The 15,717-nt window shown below is 64.5% G+C and carries 12 protein-coding genes; 10 read left to right on the plus strand and 2 right to left on the minus strand.

Going from position 1 to position 15,717, the window contains the following annotated elements; translation table 11 throughout:
- The first annotated feature begins 95 nt into the window (after positions 1-95).
- The 9 genes from betI to yccS all read left to right on the plus strand — a co-directional run bounded on the left by betI (position 96) and on the right by yccS (position 13,840).
- The gene (gene betI, locus AC1RCO_RS13770; protein ID WP_011063941.1) at positions 96-689 is read left to right on the plus strand and encodes a transcriptional regulator BetI; all 594 of its coding nucleotides are present in this window, start codon (positions 96-98) and stop codon (positions 687-689) included.
- 108 nt (positions 690-797) lie between these two features.
- Complete coding sequence (gene betB, locus AC1RCO_RS13775) at positions 798-2,270, plus strand: betaine-aldehyde dehydrogenase (RefSeq protein ID WP_011063942.1); 1,473 nt, start codon at positions 798-800, stop codon at positions 2,268-2,270.
- A gap of 143 nt (positions 2,271-2,413) precedes the next feature.
- Complete coding sequence (gene betA / locus AC1RCO_RS13780) at positions 2,414-4,117, plus strand: choline dehydrogenase (RefSeq protein ID WP_015637324.1); 1,704 nt, start codon at positions 2,414-2,416, stop codon at positions 4,115-4,117.
- A gap of 229 nt (positions 4,118-4,346) precedes the next feature.
- Positions 4,347-5,789, plus strand: coding sequence for a TldD/PmbA family protein (locus tag AC1RCO_RS13785; RefSeq protein WP_492617802.1), 1,443 nt, complete (start codon positions 4,347-4,349; stop codon positions 5,787-5,789).
- A complete protein-coding gene (locus AC1RCO_RS13790) occupies positions 5,789-7,126 on the plus strand; it encodes a TldD/PmbA family protein (protein ID WP_072451781.1) in 1,338 nt (445 codons plus the stop codon). Before AC1RCO_RS13785 ends, AC1RCO_RS13790 begins: the two co-directional genes overlap by 1 nt.
- A gap of 36 nt (positions 7,127-7,162) precedes the next feature.
- Entirely contained in the window at positions 7,163-8,593 is a 1,431-nt protein-coding gene (gene mdtD, locus AC1RCO_RS13795) for a multidrug transporter subunit MdtD (RefSeq protein ID WP_342402945.1), read from the plus strand.
- Positions 8,594-8,838: 245 nt separating this feature from the next.
- Positions 8,839-10,176 (plus strand): ATP-dependent RNA helicase DbpA, encoded by a 1,338-nt coding sequence (gene dbpA, locus AC1RCO_RS13800; RefSeq protein WP_230493580.1) that lies wholly within the window; start codon positions 8,839-8,841, stop codon positions 10,174-10,176.
- 63 nt (positions 10,177-10,239) lie between these two features.
- On the plus strand, positions 10,240-11,418 hold the full coding sequence (locus AC1RCO_RS13805; RefSeq protein WP_011063948.1) for a BaiN/RdsA family NAD(P)/FAD-dependent oxidoreductase: 1,179 nt from the start codon (positions 10,240-10,242) through the stop codon (positions 11,416-11,418).
- Positions 11,419-11,647: 229 nt separating this feature from the next.
- Positions 11,648-13,840 (plus strand): YccS family putative transporter, encoded by a 2,193-nt coding sequence (yccS, locus tag AC1RCO_RS13810; protein WP_019095267.1) that lies wholly within the window; start codon positions 11,648-11,650, stop codon positions 13,838-13,840.
- An 86-nt stretch (positions 13,841-13,926) separates the two neighbouring features.
- Here yccS and AC1RCO_RS13815 read toward each other — a convergent pair whose 3' ends face one another.
- Complete coding sequence (locus AC1RCO_RS13815; protein ID WP_011063950.1) at positions 13,927-14,664, minus strand: substrate-binding periplasmic protein; 738 nt, start codon at positions 14,662-14,664, stop codon at positions 13,927-13,929.
- Positions 14,665-14,941: 277 nt separating this feature from the next.
- Between AC1RCO_RS13815 and AC1RCO_RS13820 the strand changes: the two genes are divergently transcribed.
- Positions 14,942-15,394 (plus strand): GNAT family N-acetyltransferase, encoded by a 453-nt coding sequence (locus AC1RCO_RS13820; RefSeq protein WP_011063951.1) that lies wholly within the window; start codon positions 14,942-14,944, stop codon positions 15,392-15,394.
- 3 nt (positions 15,395-15,397) lie between these two features.
- Here AC1RCO_RS13820 and AC1RCO_RS13825 read toward each other — a convergent pair whose 3' ends face one another.
- Positions 15,398-15,694, minus strand: coding sequence for a winged helix-turn-helix domain-containing protein (locus AC1RCO_RS13825; RefSeq protein ID WP_011063952.1), 297 nt, complete (start codon positions 15,692-15,694; stop codon positions 15,398-15,400).
- Between the last annotated feature and the right edge of the window lie 23 nt (positions 15,695-15,717).

The raw sequence follows: 15,717 nt of genomic DNA on the forward strand, positions 1-15,717 counted from the left end.
CTTTGTTGATTGAACGTTCAATCAAAACAAAATAGACTGGCCCACAAGTCGACGGGCGTCATACGCCAATCGACAGGCCTAAGGAGAGGTATCAGATGCCCAAGGTCGGTATGCAACCCATACGCCGCCAGCAATTGATCGAAGCCACGCTGCAAGCGGTCGATCAGGTCGGAATGGGGGACGCCAGCATTGCGCTGATCGCCCGTTTGGCCGGTGTCTCGAACGGCATCATCAGTCACTACTTTCGGGACAAGAACGGCCTGATCGCAGCGACGATGGGTTACATCATGAGCATGCTCAACGAAGGCGTCAGAGCACGCCGCCAGGCCCTGACGGACGACAGCCCGCGCGCTCATCTGAAAGTGATCATCGAGGGCAACTTCGATGCCAGCCAGGTGAACGGCCCGGCAATGAAAACCTGGTTGGCCTTCTGGGCTTCCAGCATGCACCAGCCCGATTTGCACAGGTTGCAGCGGATCAACGACCACCGCTTGTATTCCAACCTGTGTTGCCAGTTCCGCCGTGCCCTGCCGCTCTACCATGCGCGCAAGGCAGCCCGCGGCCTGGCGGCCTTGATCGACGGTTTGTGGCTGCGTGGTGCCTTGTCGGGTGATGCATTCGACACCGACCAGGCGATACGGATCGCTTACGAATACATGGATCTACAACTGGCTAAGCAGGAGCGCTAGAGCACAAAAGAGACGCTCGGCCCCTGAACCGCCACTGATCAGCGCGCCCCGAACTTAGGGGCATGCCCGGTGGTCAAGCCCACTACTTAATGCACTTGCGAGGACACTATGGCCCGTTTCGAACTGCAAAAACTCTACATCGACGGCGGCTACACCGATGCCGGCAGCGACGCCACTTTCGATGCCATCAACCCGGCCAACGGTGAAGTTCTCGCACAAGTGCAGCGTGCGACCAAGGAAGACGTTGAACGCGCCGTGGTCAGCGCCGAGAAAGGCCAGAAGATCTGGGCCGCCATGACCGCCATGGAGCGTTCGCGCATCCTGCGTCGCGCCGTGGAAATCCTCCGCGAGCGCAACGACGAACTGGCCGCCCTGGAAACCCTGGACACCGGCAAGGCCTTCTCCGAAACCAAGTACGTGGACATCGTCACCGGCGCCGACGTGCTGGAATACTACGCAGGCCTGGTACCGGCCATCGAAGGCGAGCAGATCCCGCTGCGCACCACTTCCTTCGTCTACACCCGTCGCGAGCCCCTGGGCGTAGTGGCCGGTATCGGCGCGTGGAACTACCCGATCCAGATCGCCCTGTGGAAATCCGCACCGGCCCTGGCGGCCGGTAACGCGATGATCTTCAAGCCGAGCGAAGTGACCTCGCTGACCACCCTGAAACTGGCCGAGATCTACACCGAAGCCGGCCTGCCGGATGGCGTGTTCAACGTCCTGACCGGCAGCGGCCGCGAAGTCGGCACCTGGCTGACCGAGCACCCGCGCATCGAGAAGGTCTCCTTCACCGGCGGCACCGACACTGGCAAGAAAGTCATGGCCAGCGCTTCCAGCTCCTCGCTGAAAGACGTGACCATGGAACTGGGCGGCAAGTCGCCACTGATCATCTTCGACGACGCCGACCTGGATCGCGCCGCCGACACCGCCATGATGGCCAACTTCTACAGCTCCGGTCAGGTCTGCACCAACGGCACTCGCGTGTTCGTGCCGAGCCACCTGAAAGCCGCTTTCGAAGCCAAGATCGCCGAGCGCGTTGCACGCATCCGCATCGGCAACCCGGAAGACGAAAACACCAACTTCGGCCCGCTGGTCAGCTTCCCGCACATGGAAAGCGTGCTGGGCTACATCGCCAAGGGTAAAGAAGAAGGTGCCCGCGTACTGTGCGGCGGCGAGCGCCTGACCGACGGCGAATTCGCCAAGGGCGCCTTCGTTGCACCGACCGTGTTCACCGACTGCACCGACGACATGACCATCGTCCGTGAAGAAATCTTCGGCCCGGTCATGGCGATCCTGACCTACGAAACCGAAGAAGAAGTAATCCGCCGCGCCAACGACACCGACTTCGGCCTGGCTGCCGGCCTGGTCACCAAGGATCTGAACCGCGCTCACCGCGTGATTCATCAGCTCGAAGCCGGTATCTGCTGGATCAACGCCTGGGGCGAGTCCGACGCCAAGATGCCGGTTGGCGGCTACAAGCAGTCGGGCGTGGGCCGTGAGAACGGCATCAGCTCGCTGAACAACTTCACCCGCATCAAGTCGGTGCAGGTCGAGCTGGGCGACTACGCCTCGGTGTTCTAAGCAGCCGCTAGCAGCCAGCTACAAGCGGCAAGCCAGGGCAACAGCCTGTCTTGCCGCCTGCTCCTCATTCAACGCCAAGCCCGCTTCGCTGCCTTTTCCCGCAGCTTGAAGCTTGAGGCTTGCAGCTCTCCACGGAGGCTCCAATGGCCCAAGAATTCGATTACATCATCATCGGTGCCGGCTCTGCCGGTAACACCCTGGCGACCCGTCTGACTGAAGACGAAGGCGTCACCGTCCTGCTGCTGGAAGCCGGCGGCCCGGACTACCGTTTCGACTTCCGCACCCAGATGCCGGCGGCACTGGCCTTCCCCCTGCAAGGCCGTCGCTACAACTGGGCCTACGAGACCGATCCAGAGCCACACATGGACGGTCGTCGCATGGAATGCGGTCGCGGCAAGGGCCTGGGCGGCTCGTCGCTGATCAACGGCATGTGCTACATCCGCGGCAACGCCATGGACTACGACGGCTGGGCCAAGCTGCCAGGCCTGGAAGACTGGACCTACCTGGATTGCCTGCCGTATTTCCGCAAGGCGGAAACCCGTGACATCGGCCCCAACGACTACCACGGCGGCGAAGGCCCGGTCAGCGTGACCACGCCCAAGGCCGGCAACAACCCGTTGTTCCACGCCATGGTCGAAGCCGGCGTGCAGGCCGGTTACCCGCGTACCGAAGACCTGAACGGCTACCAGCAGGAAGGCTTCGGCCCGATGGACCGCACCGTGACCCCCAAAGGTCGTCGCGCCAGCACCGCCCGCGGTTACCTGGACACCGCGAAAAAGCGTTCGACCCTGACCATCGTCACCCACGCCCTGACCGACAAGATCCTCTTCGAAGGCAAGCGCGCCGTGGGCGTGAGCTACCTGCAAGGCAGCACTGAAGAGCGCGTGGAAGCCCGTGCGCGCAAGGAAGTCATCGTCAGCTCCGGCGCCATCGCGTCGCCGCAATTGCTGCAACGTTCCGGCGTAGGCCCTCGCGCCCTCCTGGAAAGCCTGGACATCCCGGTGGTTCACGACCTGCCGGGCGTGGGCGAGAACCTTCAGGACCACCTGGAACTGTACCTGCAGTACGCCTGCACCCAGCCAGTGTCGCTGTATCCATCGCTGCTGTGGTGGAACCAGCCGGCCATCGGTGCCGAGTGGCTGTTCAACGGCACCGGCATCGGCGCCAGCAACCAGTTCGAAGCCGGCGGTTTCATCCGTACCCGCGAAGAGTTCGAATGGCCGAACATCCAGTACCACTTCCTGCCGGTGGCGATTAACTACAACGGCAGCAATGGTGTGAAAGAGCACGGCTTCCAGGCGCACATGGGCTCCATGCGCTCGCCGAGCCGTGGCCGCGTGCAGCTCAAGTCCAAGGACCCGCGCCAGCACCCGAGCATCCTCTTCAACTACATGGCCACCGAGCAGGACTGGCAGGAATTCCGCGACGGCATCCGCCTGACCCGTGAAATCATGCAGCAGCCGGCCCTGGACCCTTTCCGCGGCCGCGAGATCAGCCCGGGCATCGAGGTGCAGACCGACGAGCAACTGGACAAGTTCGTCCGCGAGCACGCCGAGACCGCCTTCCACCCATCCTGCTCGTGCAAGATGGGCACCGACGACATGGCTGTAGTGGATGGCCAGGGTCGCGTGCATGGCATGCAAGGCCTGCGCGTGGTGGATGCCTCGATCATGCCGATCATCACCACCGGCAACCTCAACGCGCCGACGATCATGATGGCCGAGAAAATCGCCGACAAGATCCGTGGCCGCCAGCCACTGCCACGCAGCACCGCGGCCTACTACGTAGCCGGTGAAGCCCCGGTACGTGGCAAGCCGATGCGCGATGTGACTCCCGCCGCGCAGTAAGCCTGACGGGCGCCGACCGCAAGGGTCGGCGCCCTTTTTCTCTTCCCTTCATTCCCTCAGAACTACTTCCTTGATCGCAGCCTTCGGCAGCGGCTACAGTTCTGCAACTTGCACATCCCCTTTCGCCCCCGCGCCCATCAGCACCTATACCTGTAGGAACCGCCGGGCGGTGTTCCGTTTGCTGGCGAAACGCGTCGACCCGCTATCGCGCCTCACAAGGAGGTCCTCCATGTTCGACTTTCACCCCCAGCTCAAGCAGCGCTTCGCTGCCTTGCGCACGGGCGCCGAATTCTTTTCCCTGCGTTATGTCCGCGAGTCGGACCAGTACCTGTCGGTGCGCAAGAACGTCGCCGAGCCGCCGAGCCTGGGCCGAGACGAAGGGGCGATGCTGACCGTGCGGGTGCGCGGCGTGGAAGCCTACGCCGCCACCAACGACCTGTCGCAAAGCGGCCTGCAGGCCGCCCTTGACCGCGCCGAGCAGCAGGCCCGGGTCATCGCCGCCCATGCCCTGCTGGACCTGCGTGAGCAACCGGTCTCCAGCCACCGCGCGGACTATTTCTCGCCCAACCTGGAGCAGCCCTTCCCCTCCCTCAGCGACTGCTATCAGCTGCTGGGCGAGGAGTCGGCCTCGGTGCCCAAGGATGAACGCCTGGTGAACTGGCAGGTGGGCATCGGCGTGACCCAGGTCGAACAGATCTACCTCAACAGCGCCGGCGCCGAGCTGCGCCAGGCCCAGCGTTTTGTCTACCCGGGCCTGGACGTGACCGCCTACGACGGCAGCGACAGCCAGACCCGCAGCCTCGGCCGGGAGAACTTCGGCCAGCAGGGCGCCGGCGATGTGATCAGCCGCTGTGGCCTGCTGGGGGCCGCGCCGCGGGTCGCCGACCAGGCCCTGCAACTGCTGCTGGCGCCCAATACCCCCCAGGGCCCGCGGGACCTGCTGCTGATGCCGGACCAGATGATGCTGCAGATCCACGAATCCATCGGTCATCCCCTGGAGCTGGACCGCATTCTCGGAGACGAGCGCAATTACGCCGGCACCAGCTTCGTCAAACAGCAGGATTTCGGCCGCCTGCAATACGGCTCCTCGCTGCTCAACGTGACTTTCGACCCGCAGATCCCCGAGGAACTGGCCAGCTACAGTCACGACGACGACGGCACCGCGGCCAGCAAGCAGTTCCTGATTCGCGAGGGCCTGCTGGTACGCCCCCTGGGCAGCGCCCTGTCGCAATACCGCAGCGGCCTCGACGGCGTCGCCAACAGCCGCGCCAGCAGTTGGAACCGTGCACCGATCGACCGCATGGCCAACCTCAACATCGAGCCCGGCGACCAGCCCCTGGAGCAACTGATCGGGCACATCGAGCACGGCATCCTGATGTCCACCAACCGTTCCTGGTCCATCGACGATGCGCGCAACAAGTTCCAGTTCGGCTGCGAATGGGGCCAGTTGATCGAGAACGGCGAACTCCGCGGCGTGGTCAAGAACCCCAACTACCGGGGGATTTCCGCGCAGTTCTGGCGCAACCTCAGCGCGGTCGGCGACCGCAGCACCTTCCAGGTGCTGGGCACACCCAACTGCGGCAAGGGCGAGCCCAACCAGGTGATTCGCGTCGGCCATGCTTCGCCGGCCTGCGTATTCAGCAAGATTGATGTATTTGGAGGAGACGCCTGATGACCAGGACAGCCGATCAGGCCCAGCCATTCAAGGCCTTGGTGCAGTGGCTCAAAGACGCGCTGCGCGAGACCGAGCAGTTCACCCTGAGCTACGCCGCCGAAGCCTCGGAGTTCATTCGCTTCAACCACGCCAAGGTGCGCCAGGCCGGGCAGGTGCAACAGGCCAGCGTGCATTTCAAGCTGATCGACAATGGCCGCCACGCCGACCTCAGCATCACCCTGAGCAATGACCCCGAGGTGGATCGCCAGCGCCTGGCCGATGGCCTGCAACAACTGCGCGAGACCCTGCCACTGCTGCCGGCCGACCCGTACCTGATGCTCAACCACACCCATTGGCAAAGCCATCACGTGCAGGACCAGCCGCTGCCCGGCAGTGAGCAGGTGGTGGAAGAAATCGGTCGCGCCGGCGCCGGCCTGGACCTGGTGGGCATCTACGCTGCCGGCCCCATCAGCCGTGGCTTCGCCAGTTCCGGCGGGGCCTTCGGCTGGCACCAGGCCAACAGCTTCAACTTCGATTTCAGCCTGTTCCACGAAAACGGCGAGGCGGTGAAGGCCAGCTACGCCGGGCACGCCTGGGACAGCCAGGCCTTCGCCCTGCGCTTCCAGCAGGCCCGGGAACAACTGGAATTCCTTGGCCGGCCACTGCGCACCCTGGCGCCCGGGCAGTACCGGGCCTACCTGGCGCCGGCGGCCCTGGAGGAGATCATGGGCATGCTGGCCTGGGGCGGCTTCTCGGCCCAGTCGATCGCCAGCAAGCACAGCCCGTTGCAGAAGCTCTATGCCGGTGATGCCGCGCTGAACCCGCTGGTGTCGCTCGACGAACAGGTCAGCGGTTCCCTGAGCCCGGCGTTTTCCGACGAAGGCTACCCGCGCAGCGACCTGTCACTGATCGCCGCGGGCAGCGCTAATGCCCAACTGATCAACTCCCGCAGCGCCGCCGAGTACGGCCTGACCACCAATGGTGCCGGCAGCGGCGAGTACCCCAGTGCACTGAACATGGCCGCTGGGCGGTTGTCCCAGCAGGAGATCCTCAAGCAGCTGGGCACCGGGCTGTACATCAGCAACCTGTGGTACCTGAACTACTCGGACCTGCCGGCGGCGCGCCTGACCGGCATGACCCGCTTCGCCACCTTCTGGGTGGAGAACGGCGAGATCCAGGCGCCGGTGAGCACCATGCGCTTCGATGACAGCGTCTACAGCCTGCTGGGCTCGCAGCTGGAGGCCCTGACCGAGCAACGCGAGCTGCTGCTGTCGGCCAGTACCTACGGCCAGCGCCAGACCGCTTCGATGCACTTGCCCGGAGCGCTGGTCAGCCGCCTGACCCTGACCCTGTAGAAACCGCCCTCAAACCTGAACTCACCCAGAGGTCCCATGCCCGAACGCGCGCCACTCGATGCCACCACCGCCCGCTGGCTGCCCTGGGTGGTGGCCATCGCCTTCTTCATGCAGTCCCTGGACGGCACCATCCTCAATACCGCCCTGCCGGCCATGGCCCAGGACCTGGCGGAAAACCCGCTGCGCATGCAGGGGGTGATCATCGCCTACATGCTCACTGTGGCCCTCTTGATCCCGGCCTCGGGCTGGATCGCCGACCGCTTCGGCACCAAGCGGATCTTCTTCGGCGCCATCTTGCTGTTCAGCATCGGTTCCCTGCTCTGCGCCCTGTCCAACACCCTGACCCAGCTGATTGGCGCCCGGGTGATCCAGGGCCTGGGCGGTGCGCTGATGCTGCCGGTGGGACGGCTGGTGGTGCTGCGTGCCTACCCGCGTTCGGAACTGGTGCGGATCATGGGCTTCATCACCATTCCCGGGCTTCTGGGGCCGCTGATCGGCCCGACCATGGGCGGCTGGATGGTGCAGTACCTGACCTGGCACTGGATCTTCCTGATCAACCTGCCGGTAGGCGCCGTTGGCTGCTATGCGGTGTGGCGTTTCATTCCCGACCTGCGCGGCAGCGAGCGCACACGCTTCGACAGCCTGGGCTTTGTGCTGTTCGGCGCGGCGATGGTGCTGATCACCATCGCCATGGAAGGCCTGGGGGAACTGCACCTGCCGCACTTGCGGGTGATGTTGCTGCTGTTCGGCGGGCTGGCCTGCCTGGCGGCCTACTGGCTCCGGGCCGTGCACACCGACAACCCGCTGTTCGCCCCGTCACTGTTCAAGGTGCGGACCTTTGCCGTGGGCATTCTGGGCAACCTGTTCGCCCGCCTGGGCAGCGGCGCCCTGCCGTTCCTGGTGCCCCTGCTGCTGCAAGTGGCCCTGGGCTATTCACCGTCCCAGGCGGGGATGAGCATGCTGCCCCTGGCGGCCGCGGCAATGCTGGCCAAATCCATCGCCCGGCCACTGATCGAGCGCCTGGGCTACCGCATCGTGCTCACCGGCAACACCCTGGCCCTGGGCATCATGCTGGCCAGCATGGGGCTGGTCAGCGAACAGACGCCCTACCCGCTGCTGCTGGGCATGCTGGCGGTGCTGGGGGCGATCAACTCGCTGCAGTTCACGGCGATGAACACCGTGACCCTGATCGACCTCGACGATGCCGCCGCCAGCAGCGGCAACAGCCTGCTGTCGGTGGTGGCGCAACTGTCCCTGAGCCTTGGGGTGGCCTGTGCCGGCGCGCTGCTGGGCGGCTTTACCGCTGAGTTGGGCAACGATGGCGTGGACACCGTGCTCGGCGCCTTCCAACTGACCTTCCTCACGGTAGGCATCATGGCGATGCTGGCGGCGGCGATCTTCCTCCAGCTGTCGCCCACCGATGGCCGGCGCGCGCGCAAGCTCGAGGAGGAGCACATCGAACACTGAACCCACGCACCTCCCCCCGTAGGAGCCGGCTTGCCGGCGAAGAGCCCCCCCGGGCCCTGCGCCAACCTCGCGGCCGCTTTCGCTGGCAAGCCAGCGCCTACACAAAACCGCCCCTGCAAGGCTGCTCGTCCAGAATTTGCAGGTTGTGGGAGCGGGACTGATACACTGCGCGACATTTTGTTTTGCAGGCCAGTCCCGTGACCACCATTGCCACCGCTTTTAATACTTTGCCCCTGTCTCCCGCCATGCTGGCTAACCTCGACTCCCTCGGTTATGCCCAGATGACGCCGATCCAGGCGCAGAGCTTGCCGGTGATCCTCAAGGGCATGGACCTGATCGCCCAGGCCAAGACCGGCAGCGGCAAGACCGCGGCCTTTGGCATCGGCCTGCTGAACCCGATCAACCCGCGCTACTTCGGCTGCCAGGCCCTGGTGATCTGCCCGACTCGCGAGCTGGCCGACCAGGTGGCCAAGGAAGTGCGCCGGCTGGCTCGCGCCGAAGACAACATCAAGGTCCTGACCCTGTGCGGCGGCGTGTCGTTCGGGCCACAGATCGCCTCCCTGGAGCACGGTGCGCATATCATCGTCGGCACCCCAGGGCGTATCCAGCAGCATCTACGCAAGGGTTCGCTGGTGCTCGACGGCCTGAACACGCTGGTGCTCGACGAAGCCGACCGCATGCTCGATATGGGCTTCTACGACGCCATCGAAGACATCATCGAAAAGACCCCGTCGCGCCGCCAGACCCTGCTGTTCTCCGCCACGTACCCGGTGGGCATCAAGCAACTGGCGTCGAAATTCATGCGTGATCCGCAGACGGTGAAAGCCGAAGCGTTCCACGACGACACGCAGATCGAACAGCGTTTCTACGAGATTTCCCCGGAAGAACGCATGAGCGCAGTGACCAAAGTCCTGCACCACTTCCGCCCGGCCTCCTGTGTGGCGTTCTGCTTCACCAAGCAGCAAGTGCAAGAAACCGTCGATCACCTGACCGCCAAAGGCATTTCCGCCGTCGGCCTGCACGGCGACCTGGAGCAGCGTGACCGCGATCAGGTGCTGGCGATGTTCGCCAACCGCAGCACATCGGTACTGGTCGCCACCGACGTCGCCGCCCGTGGCCTGGACATCGATGCGCTGGACATGGTGATCAACGTCGAGCTGGCCCGCGATTCGGAAATCCACATTCACCGCGTTGGCCGTACCGGTCGCGCTGGCGAGAAAGGCATCGCGGTCAGCCTCGTCGCACCGTCCGAAGCACATCGTGCGCAAGCCATCGAACAACTGCAGAAAGCCCCGTTGAACTGGGATCAGGTCGATAACCTCAAGTCCCAGGGCGGCGCCCCGCTGCAGCCACCGATGAGCACGTTGTGCATCGCCGGCGGGCGCAAGGACAAGGTACGTCCGGGGGATATTCTCGGCGCACTGACCGGCGACGCCGGCATCCCGGGCGCCCAGGTCGGCAAGATCGCGATCTTCGACTTCCAGTCGTATGTGGCGGTTGAACGCACCGTGGTCATGCAGGCGCTGCAGCGCCTGAACAACGGCAAGATCAAGGGCCGTTCGCTGCGCGTGCGCGTCCTTTAACCCCACCGTCCCTGTAGGAGCGAGCAAGCTCGCTCCTACAGAATTTTGTGCGAGGACACCGTTTTGCGTTCTACCGAAGTCGTGATCATTGGCGCCGGCGCCGCCGGCCTGATGTGCGCCCTGACCGCGGCTGGCCGGGGCCGCCAGGTGTTGCTGCTGGACCACGCCAACAAGGCCGGCAAGAAAATCCTGATGTCCGGCGGCGGTCGCTGCAATTTCACCAATATGTACACCGAGCCGGCCAATTTCCTGTCGCAGAACCCGCACTTCTGCAAATCGGCCCTGGCGCGCTACACCCAGTGGGATTTCATCGGCCTGGTGGCCAAGCACGGCGTGCCCTACCACGAGAAGAAACTCGGCCAGCTGTTCTGCGATAACAAGTCCAGCGACATCCTCGGCATGCTGCTCGACGAGTGCGATCAGGTCGGCGTGGAGCTGCGCCTGGACACCTCGATCCAGACCATCGAAAAGGTCGAAAGCGGCTACCTGCTCGACACCACCCTCGGCCAGGTTCAGTGCCAATCGCTGGTGATCGCCACCGGCGGGCTGTCGATCCCGACGCTGGGCGCCACCGGCTTCGGTTATCAGGTGGCCAAACAGTTCGGCCACGAACTGCTGCCGACCCGTGCCGGCCTGGTGCCGTTCACCATCACCGACCAGCTCAAGGAACTGTGCAGCGAGCTGTCGGGGACCTCGGTGGATTGCCTGGTGAGCTGCAACGACCAGAGCTTTCGCGAGAACATCCTGTTCACCCACCGCGGCCTCAGCGGCCCGGCGATCCTGCAGATTTCCTCCTACTGGCAGCCCGGCGACAGCGTCGAGATCAACCTGCTGCCGGACCACGACGCCCTGGGCTGGCTGCAACAGCAGCAGGCCGAGCGCCCCAACAGCGAGCTCAAGACCCTCCTGGGGGAGATCTTCACCAAGAAGATGGCCGGCCTGCTGGCCGACCACTGGTTCGTCTCCAAGCCGATGAAGCAGTACACCCCGGCGGAGCTGGCGGACGTGGCGCAGAAACTCGGCAGCTGGCAACTGGTACCGGCGGGCACCGAGGGCTACCGCACCGCCGAAGTGACCCTGGGCGGCGTCGACACCCGGGAAGTTTCGTCCAAGACCATGGAATCGCTGAAGAGCCCGGGGCTGTATTTCATCGGTGAAGTGCTGGACGTCACCGGCCACCTGGGCGGCTTCAACTTCCAGTGGGCCTGGGCCTCGGGCTACGCGGCGGCGCAGTACGTCTGAGCCGCTGCGTGTCCCTGTAGCCGCTGCCGCAGGCTGCGAACGACCCGAAGGGGCGCGGCGATCCAATGTCAGCTGAGGTCCTGCGGACCTGTCGCAGCCTGCGGCAGCGGCTACAGGTGTCCGACCGGCAACGGCAACAGAATTTGCCGGCCGATGTGACGACGGCATTGCGCCGTCGTCAATACTGGCTCAATTTAGCTGCATCGCCCCGGAAGGCCTGCCCTACTCCATGTCCTCGACCTCTTTTCGCCAATCCCTGCGCCGCCTCTGGGCGCTGGATAAATTCAGCTACAGCGTGCGGGTGTTCATCGCCCTGACCGGCAGCATGGCGCTGTGCTGGTATCAGGATGAAATGGCCCTGCTGATCCCGCTGTTCCTCGGCATCATCGCCAGCGCCCTGGCGGAAACCGATGACAGCTGGCAAGGCCGGCTCAATTCCCTGGCCGTGACCCTGGTGTGCTTCAGCATTGCCGCGCTGTCGGTGGAACTGCTATTCCCCTACCCCTGGATCTTCGCCATCGCCCTGGCCCTGGCCAGCTTCGGCCTGACCATGCTGGGGGCGCTGGGCGAACGCTATGGCGCCATCGCCTCGGCGACCCTGATCCTCTCGGTCTACACCATGATCGGCGTCGACCAGCGCGGCGGCGCGGTGATCGATTTCTGGCACGAGCCGCTGCTGCTGGTGGCCGGCGCCGCCTGGTACGGCCTGCTGTCGGTGCTGTGGCAAGCGCTGTTTTCCAACCAGCCGGTGCAGCAGAGCCTGGCCCGGCTGTTTCGCGAACTGGGTTACTACCTCAAGCTCAAGTCCTCGCTGTTCGAGCCCATCCGCCAGCTGGACGTGGAGGCCCGGCGCCTGGAACTGGCCAAGCAGAACGGCAAGGTGGTGGCGGCCCTCAACGTCGCCAAGGAAATCATCCTGCACCGGGTGGGCAACGGCCGGCCGGGGTCGAAGGTCAGCCGCTACCTGAAGCTGTACTTCCTGGCCCAGGACATTCACGAGCGCGCCAGCTCTTCCCACTACCCGTACAACGCCCTGACCGAGGCGTTTTTCCACAGCGACGTGCTGTTCCGCTGCCAGCGCCTGCTGCGCCAGCAGGGCAAGGCCTGCCGTGCCCTGGCCGAATCCATCCAGTTGCGCCAGCCGTTCGTCTATGACGCCACCTTCGCCGAGGCCCTGGGCGACCTGCACGCTTCCCTGGAACACCTGCGGATCCAGAGCAACCCGGCCTGGCGCGGGCTGTTGCGCTCATTGCGAGCCCTGGCGGCCAACCTCGGCACCCTCGACCGCCTGCTCAGCGACGCCAGCAACCCCGACGCCCTGGCGGACGCCACCGACAGCAGCCTGCTGGACCGTTCGCCACGCAACTTCAAGGATGTCTGGACCCGCCTGCGCACCCAGCTGACGCCAACCTCGCTGCTGTTCCGCCATGCCCTGCGCCTGCCCCTGGCGCTGAGCATCGGCTACGGCATGGTGCATTTGATCCACCCTTCCCAGGGTTACTGGATCATCCTCACCACCCTGTTCGTCTGCCAGCCCAACTACGGCGCTACCCGGCGCAAGCTGGGCCAGCGGATCATCGGCACCGCCATCGGCCTGACCATCGCCTGGGCGCTGTTCGACCTGTTCCCCAGCCCCTTGGTGCAGTCGCTGTTCGCCATTGCCGCCGGGGTGGTGTTCTTCACCAACCGCACCACCCGCTACACCCTGGCCACGGCGGCCATCACTCTGATGGTGCTGTTCTGCTTCAACCAGGTGGGCGACGGTTATGGGCTGTTCCTGCCGCGGCTGTTCGATACGCTGTTGGGCAGCCTGATCGCCGGGCTGGCGGTGTTCCTGTTCCTGCCGGACTGGCAGGGCCGGCGCCTGAACAAGGTGCTGGCCAACACCCTGACCTGCAACAGCATCTACCTGCGCCAGATCATGCAGCAGTACGCCGCCGGCAAGAGCGACGACCTGGCCTACCGCCTGGCCCGGCGCAACGCCCACAACGCCGACGCCGCGCTGTCCACCACCCTGGCCAACATGCTCATGGAACCCGGGCATTTCCGTAAGGAAGCGGACGTGGGCTTCCGCTTCCTGGTGCTGTCCCACACCTTGCTCAGCTACCTCTCGGGCCTGGGCGCACACCGCGAGACCCGGCTGCCGGACGAAGTTCGCGAGCACTTGATCGAAGGCGCCGGGGTCAGCCTGGCGGCTAGCATCGACGAGATTGCCCAGGGTTTGGCCAACAAGACCCCGATCGATATCCAGAGCGATGCCGAAGAAGCCCTGGCCAATGAGCTGGAGCAAATGCCCGACGAGGTCGACGAAGGCCAGCGCCTGGTGCAGACCCAACTGGCGCTGATCTGCCGTCAGTTGGGCCCGTTGCGGACCCTGGCGGCGCATCTGATCAAGGACACCAGCGACAACGCAAAACCGTAGGAGCCGGCTTGCCGGCGAAAGGGGCCGCAAGACTCATGCACGGTCCGGAGTCGCTTTCGCTGGCAAGCCAGCTCCTGCATCTTCGGTTACATGCCGTGCTGGCGCAGCAGGCGGTCGTAGCTGCCGTCAGCTTTCATGGCAGCGATTTCCTTGTCGAACCTGGCCACGATCTGCGCATGCTCGGGGTTCTTCAGACTGACCAGGATATGCAGGCTGTTCTCGCTCAGGGGCTTGGGCAGGAACTCCACCGCATTGCGTACCCGCGGTGACTCCCGGGCCAGGTAGTAGCGGGCAACGTATTCGTCCTCCAGGGTCAGCTTGACCCGATCCGCCGCCAGCATGCGCACCGCCATGGCGAAGTTGTGCACCGGCACCTTCTGCAGGTCGGGGTCATTGTCGAATTCGGGGGAATAGGCGTAGCCACGCACCACTGCCACCGGGTACTCATGCAGCTGCTTGAGGTTGCTGTATTCCAGCGGCGCGTCCTTGCGCTTGATGAAGCGCACGCGGTTGACCATGTATTCCGCGGAGAACTGCCCCAACTGGGTGCGCTCTTCGTTGTACCAGGCATTCACCAGCACGTCGTAGCGCCCCTCGCCGATGCCCAGCAGGGCCCGGGCCCAGGGCACCTGCTCGAATTCGCTGGAATAGCCGGCGCGGGACAGGGCGGTGCTGACAATGTCGGTGGCCACGCCGCCATTGACCAGGGTCGCGTCGGTAAAGGGTGGCCAGGCATCGGCGACCAGCCGCAGCCTTTCGGCAAAAGCGCTCTGGCCCAGCAACAGCAATCCGATCAAAGCCAAAGCTCGATGCAGTCGCAGCATGCTAATAGATCCTTAGCGGGCCCTGGGCCCAGCGCGTTCCAGCCCATACTCCAGGGTCGCGGCCTGTGCGGCACAGGTCGGCCCAGCTCCTAACATTAGCTCATCAGAACCCATGCACAGGTCTTGAAAACAGATTACACAAAGAAGACAAATACCAGTGATCTCAGTAGTGGCATTTTGACCCATCTCACAGAAACAATTTCTGCGTGACAACCGGCAAGACATCCCGTGGCGATGTGCTTACTATTTCGCGCAGCACTCAATACAGGATATGAAGATGACCATCGAATGGGTCTGCAAACACCACACCGACCTGGGCAAGGAACAGTTGTACGCGATTCTGCAATTGCGCACCGAAGTCTTCGTGGTGGAACAGAAATGCCCTTATCAGGAAGTCGACGGCCGCGACCTTGAAGGCGATACCTGCCACCTGATGGCCTGGGACGGCGACCGGTTGCTGGCCTACCTGCGCCTGCTGGACCCGACTTCCCAGGGCGGCGACGTGGTCATCGGCCGCGTGGTCATCGCTGAACAGGCCCGTGGCCAGGGCCTGGGCCACACCCTGATGGAGCAGGCGCTGAAGCAGGCCGAGCGGCACTGGCCGCAAACGCCGATCTACCTCTCGGCCCAGGCTCATCTGCAGGCCTATTACGGCCGCTACGGTTTCGTGGTGGCGGGCGAAGCATACCTGGAGGACGGTATTCCTCACATCGGCATGCGTCGCTCCTGAGCCTCAGGGATAGCCCAGCACGGCCTTGATCTGCCGCAGGTTGGGCTCGATCCAGCCCTTGTCGATGGCGCCCCAGTTGTGGATCCGGTAACGCCCGGCATGGTTGCGCGCGCCGTCCTGCTGCTCGAACTCGCAGAGGATGTCCAGGTCCGCCAGGGCCGCGATGGTGTCCTGGGCGGTGCGCCGCGGCATGCCGGTGACCTCGGTCAGCGCCGGCACGCTGCTGGCCAGGCCGCTGTCGATCAGGTACGCCACATACAGGCGGCGGTAGAAACTGCTCTTGGTCTTGCTCACATCCATCGCCCACTCCTTGCCTTCAGGGG

Source organism: Pseudomonas sp. GW823-FHT03E05, assembly GCF_058796855.1.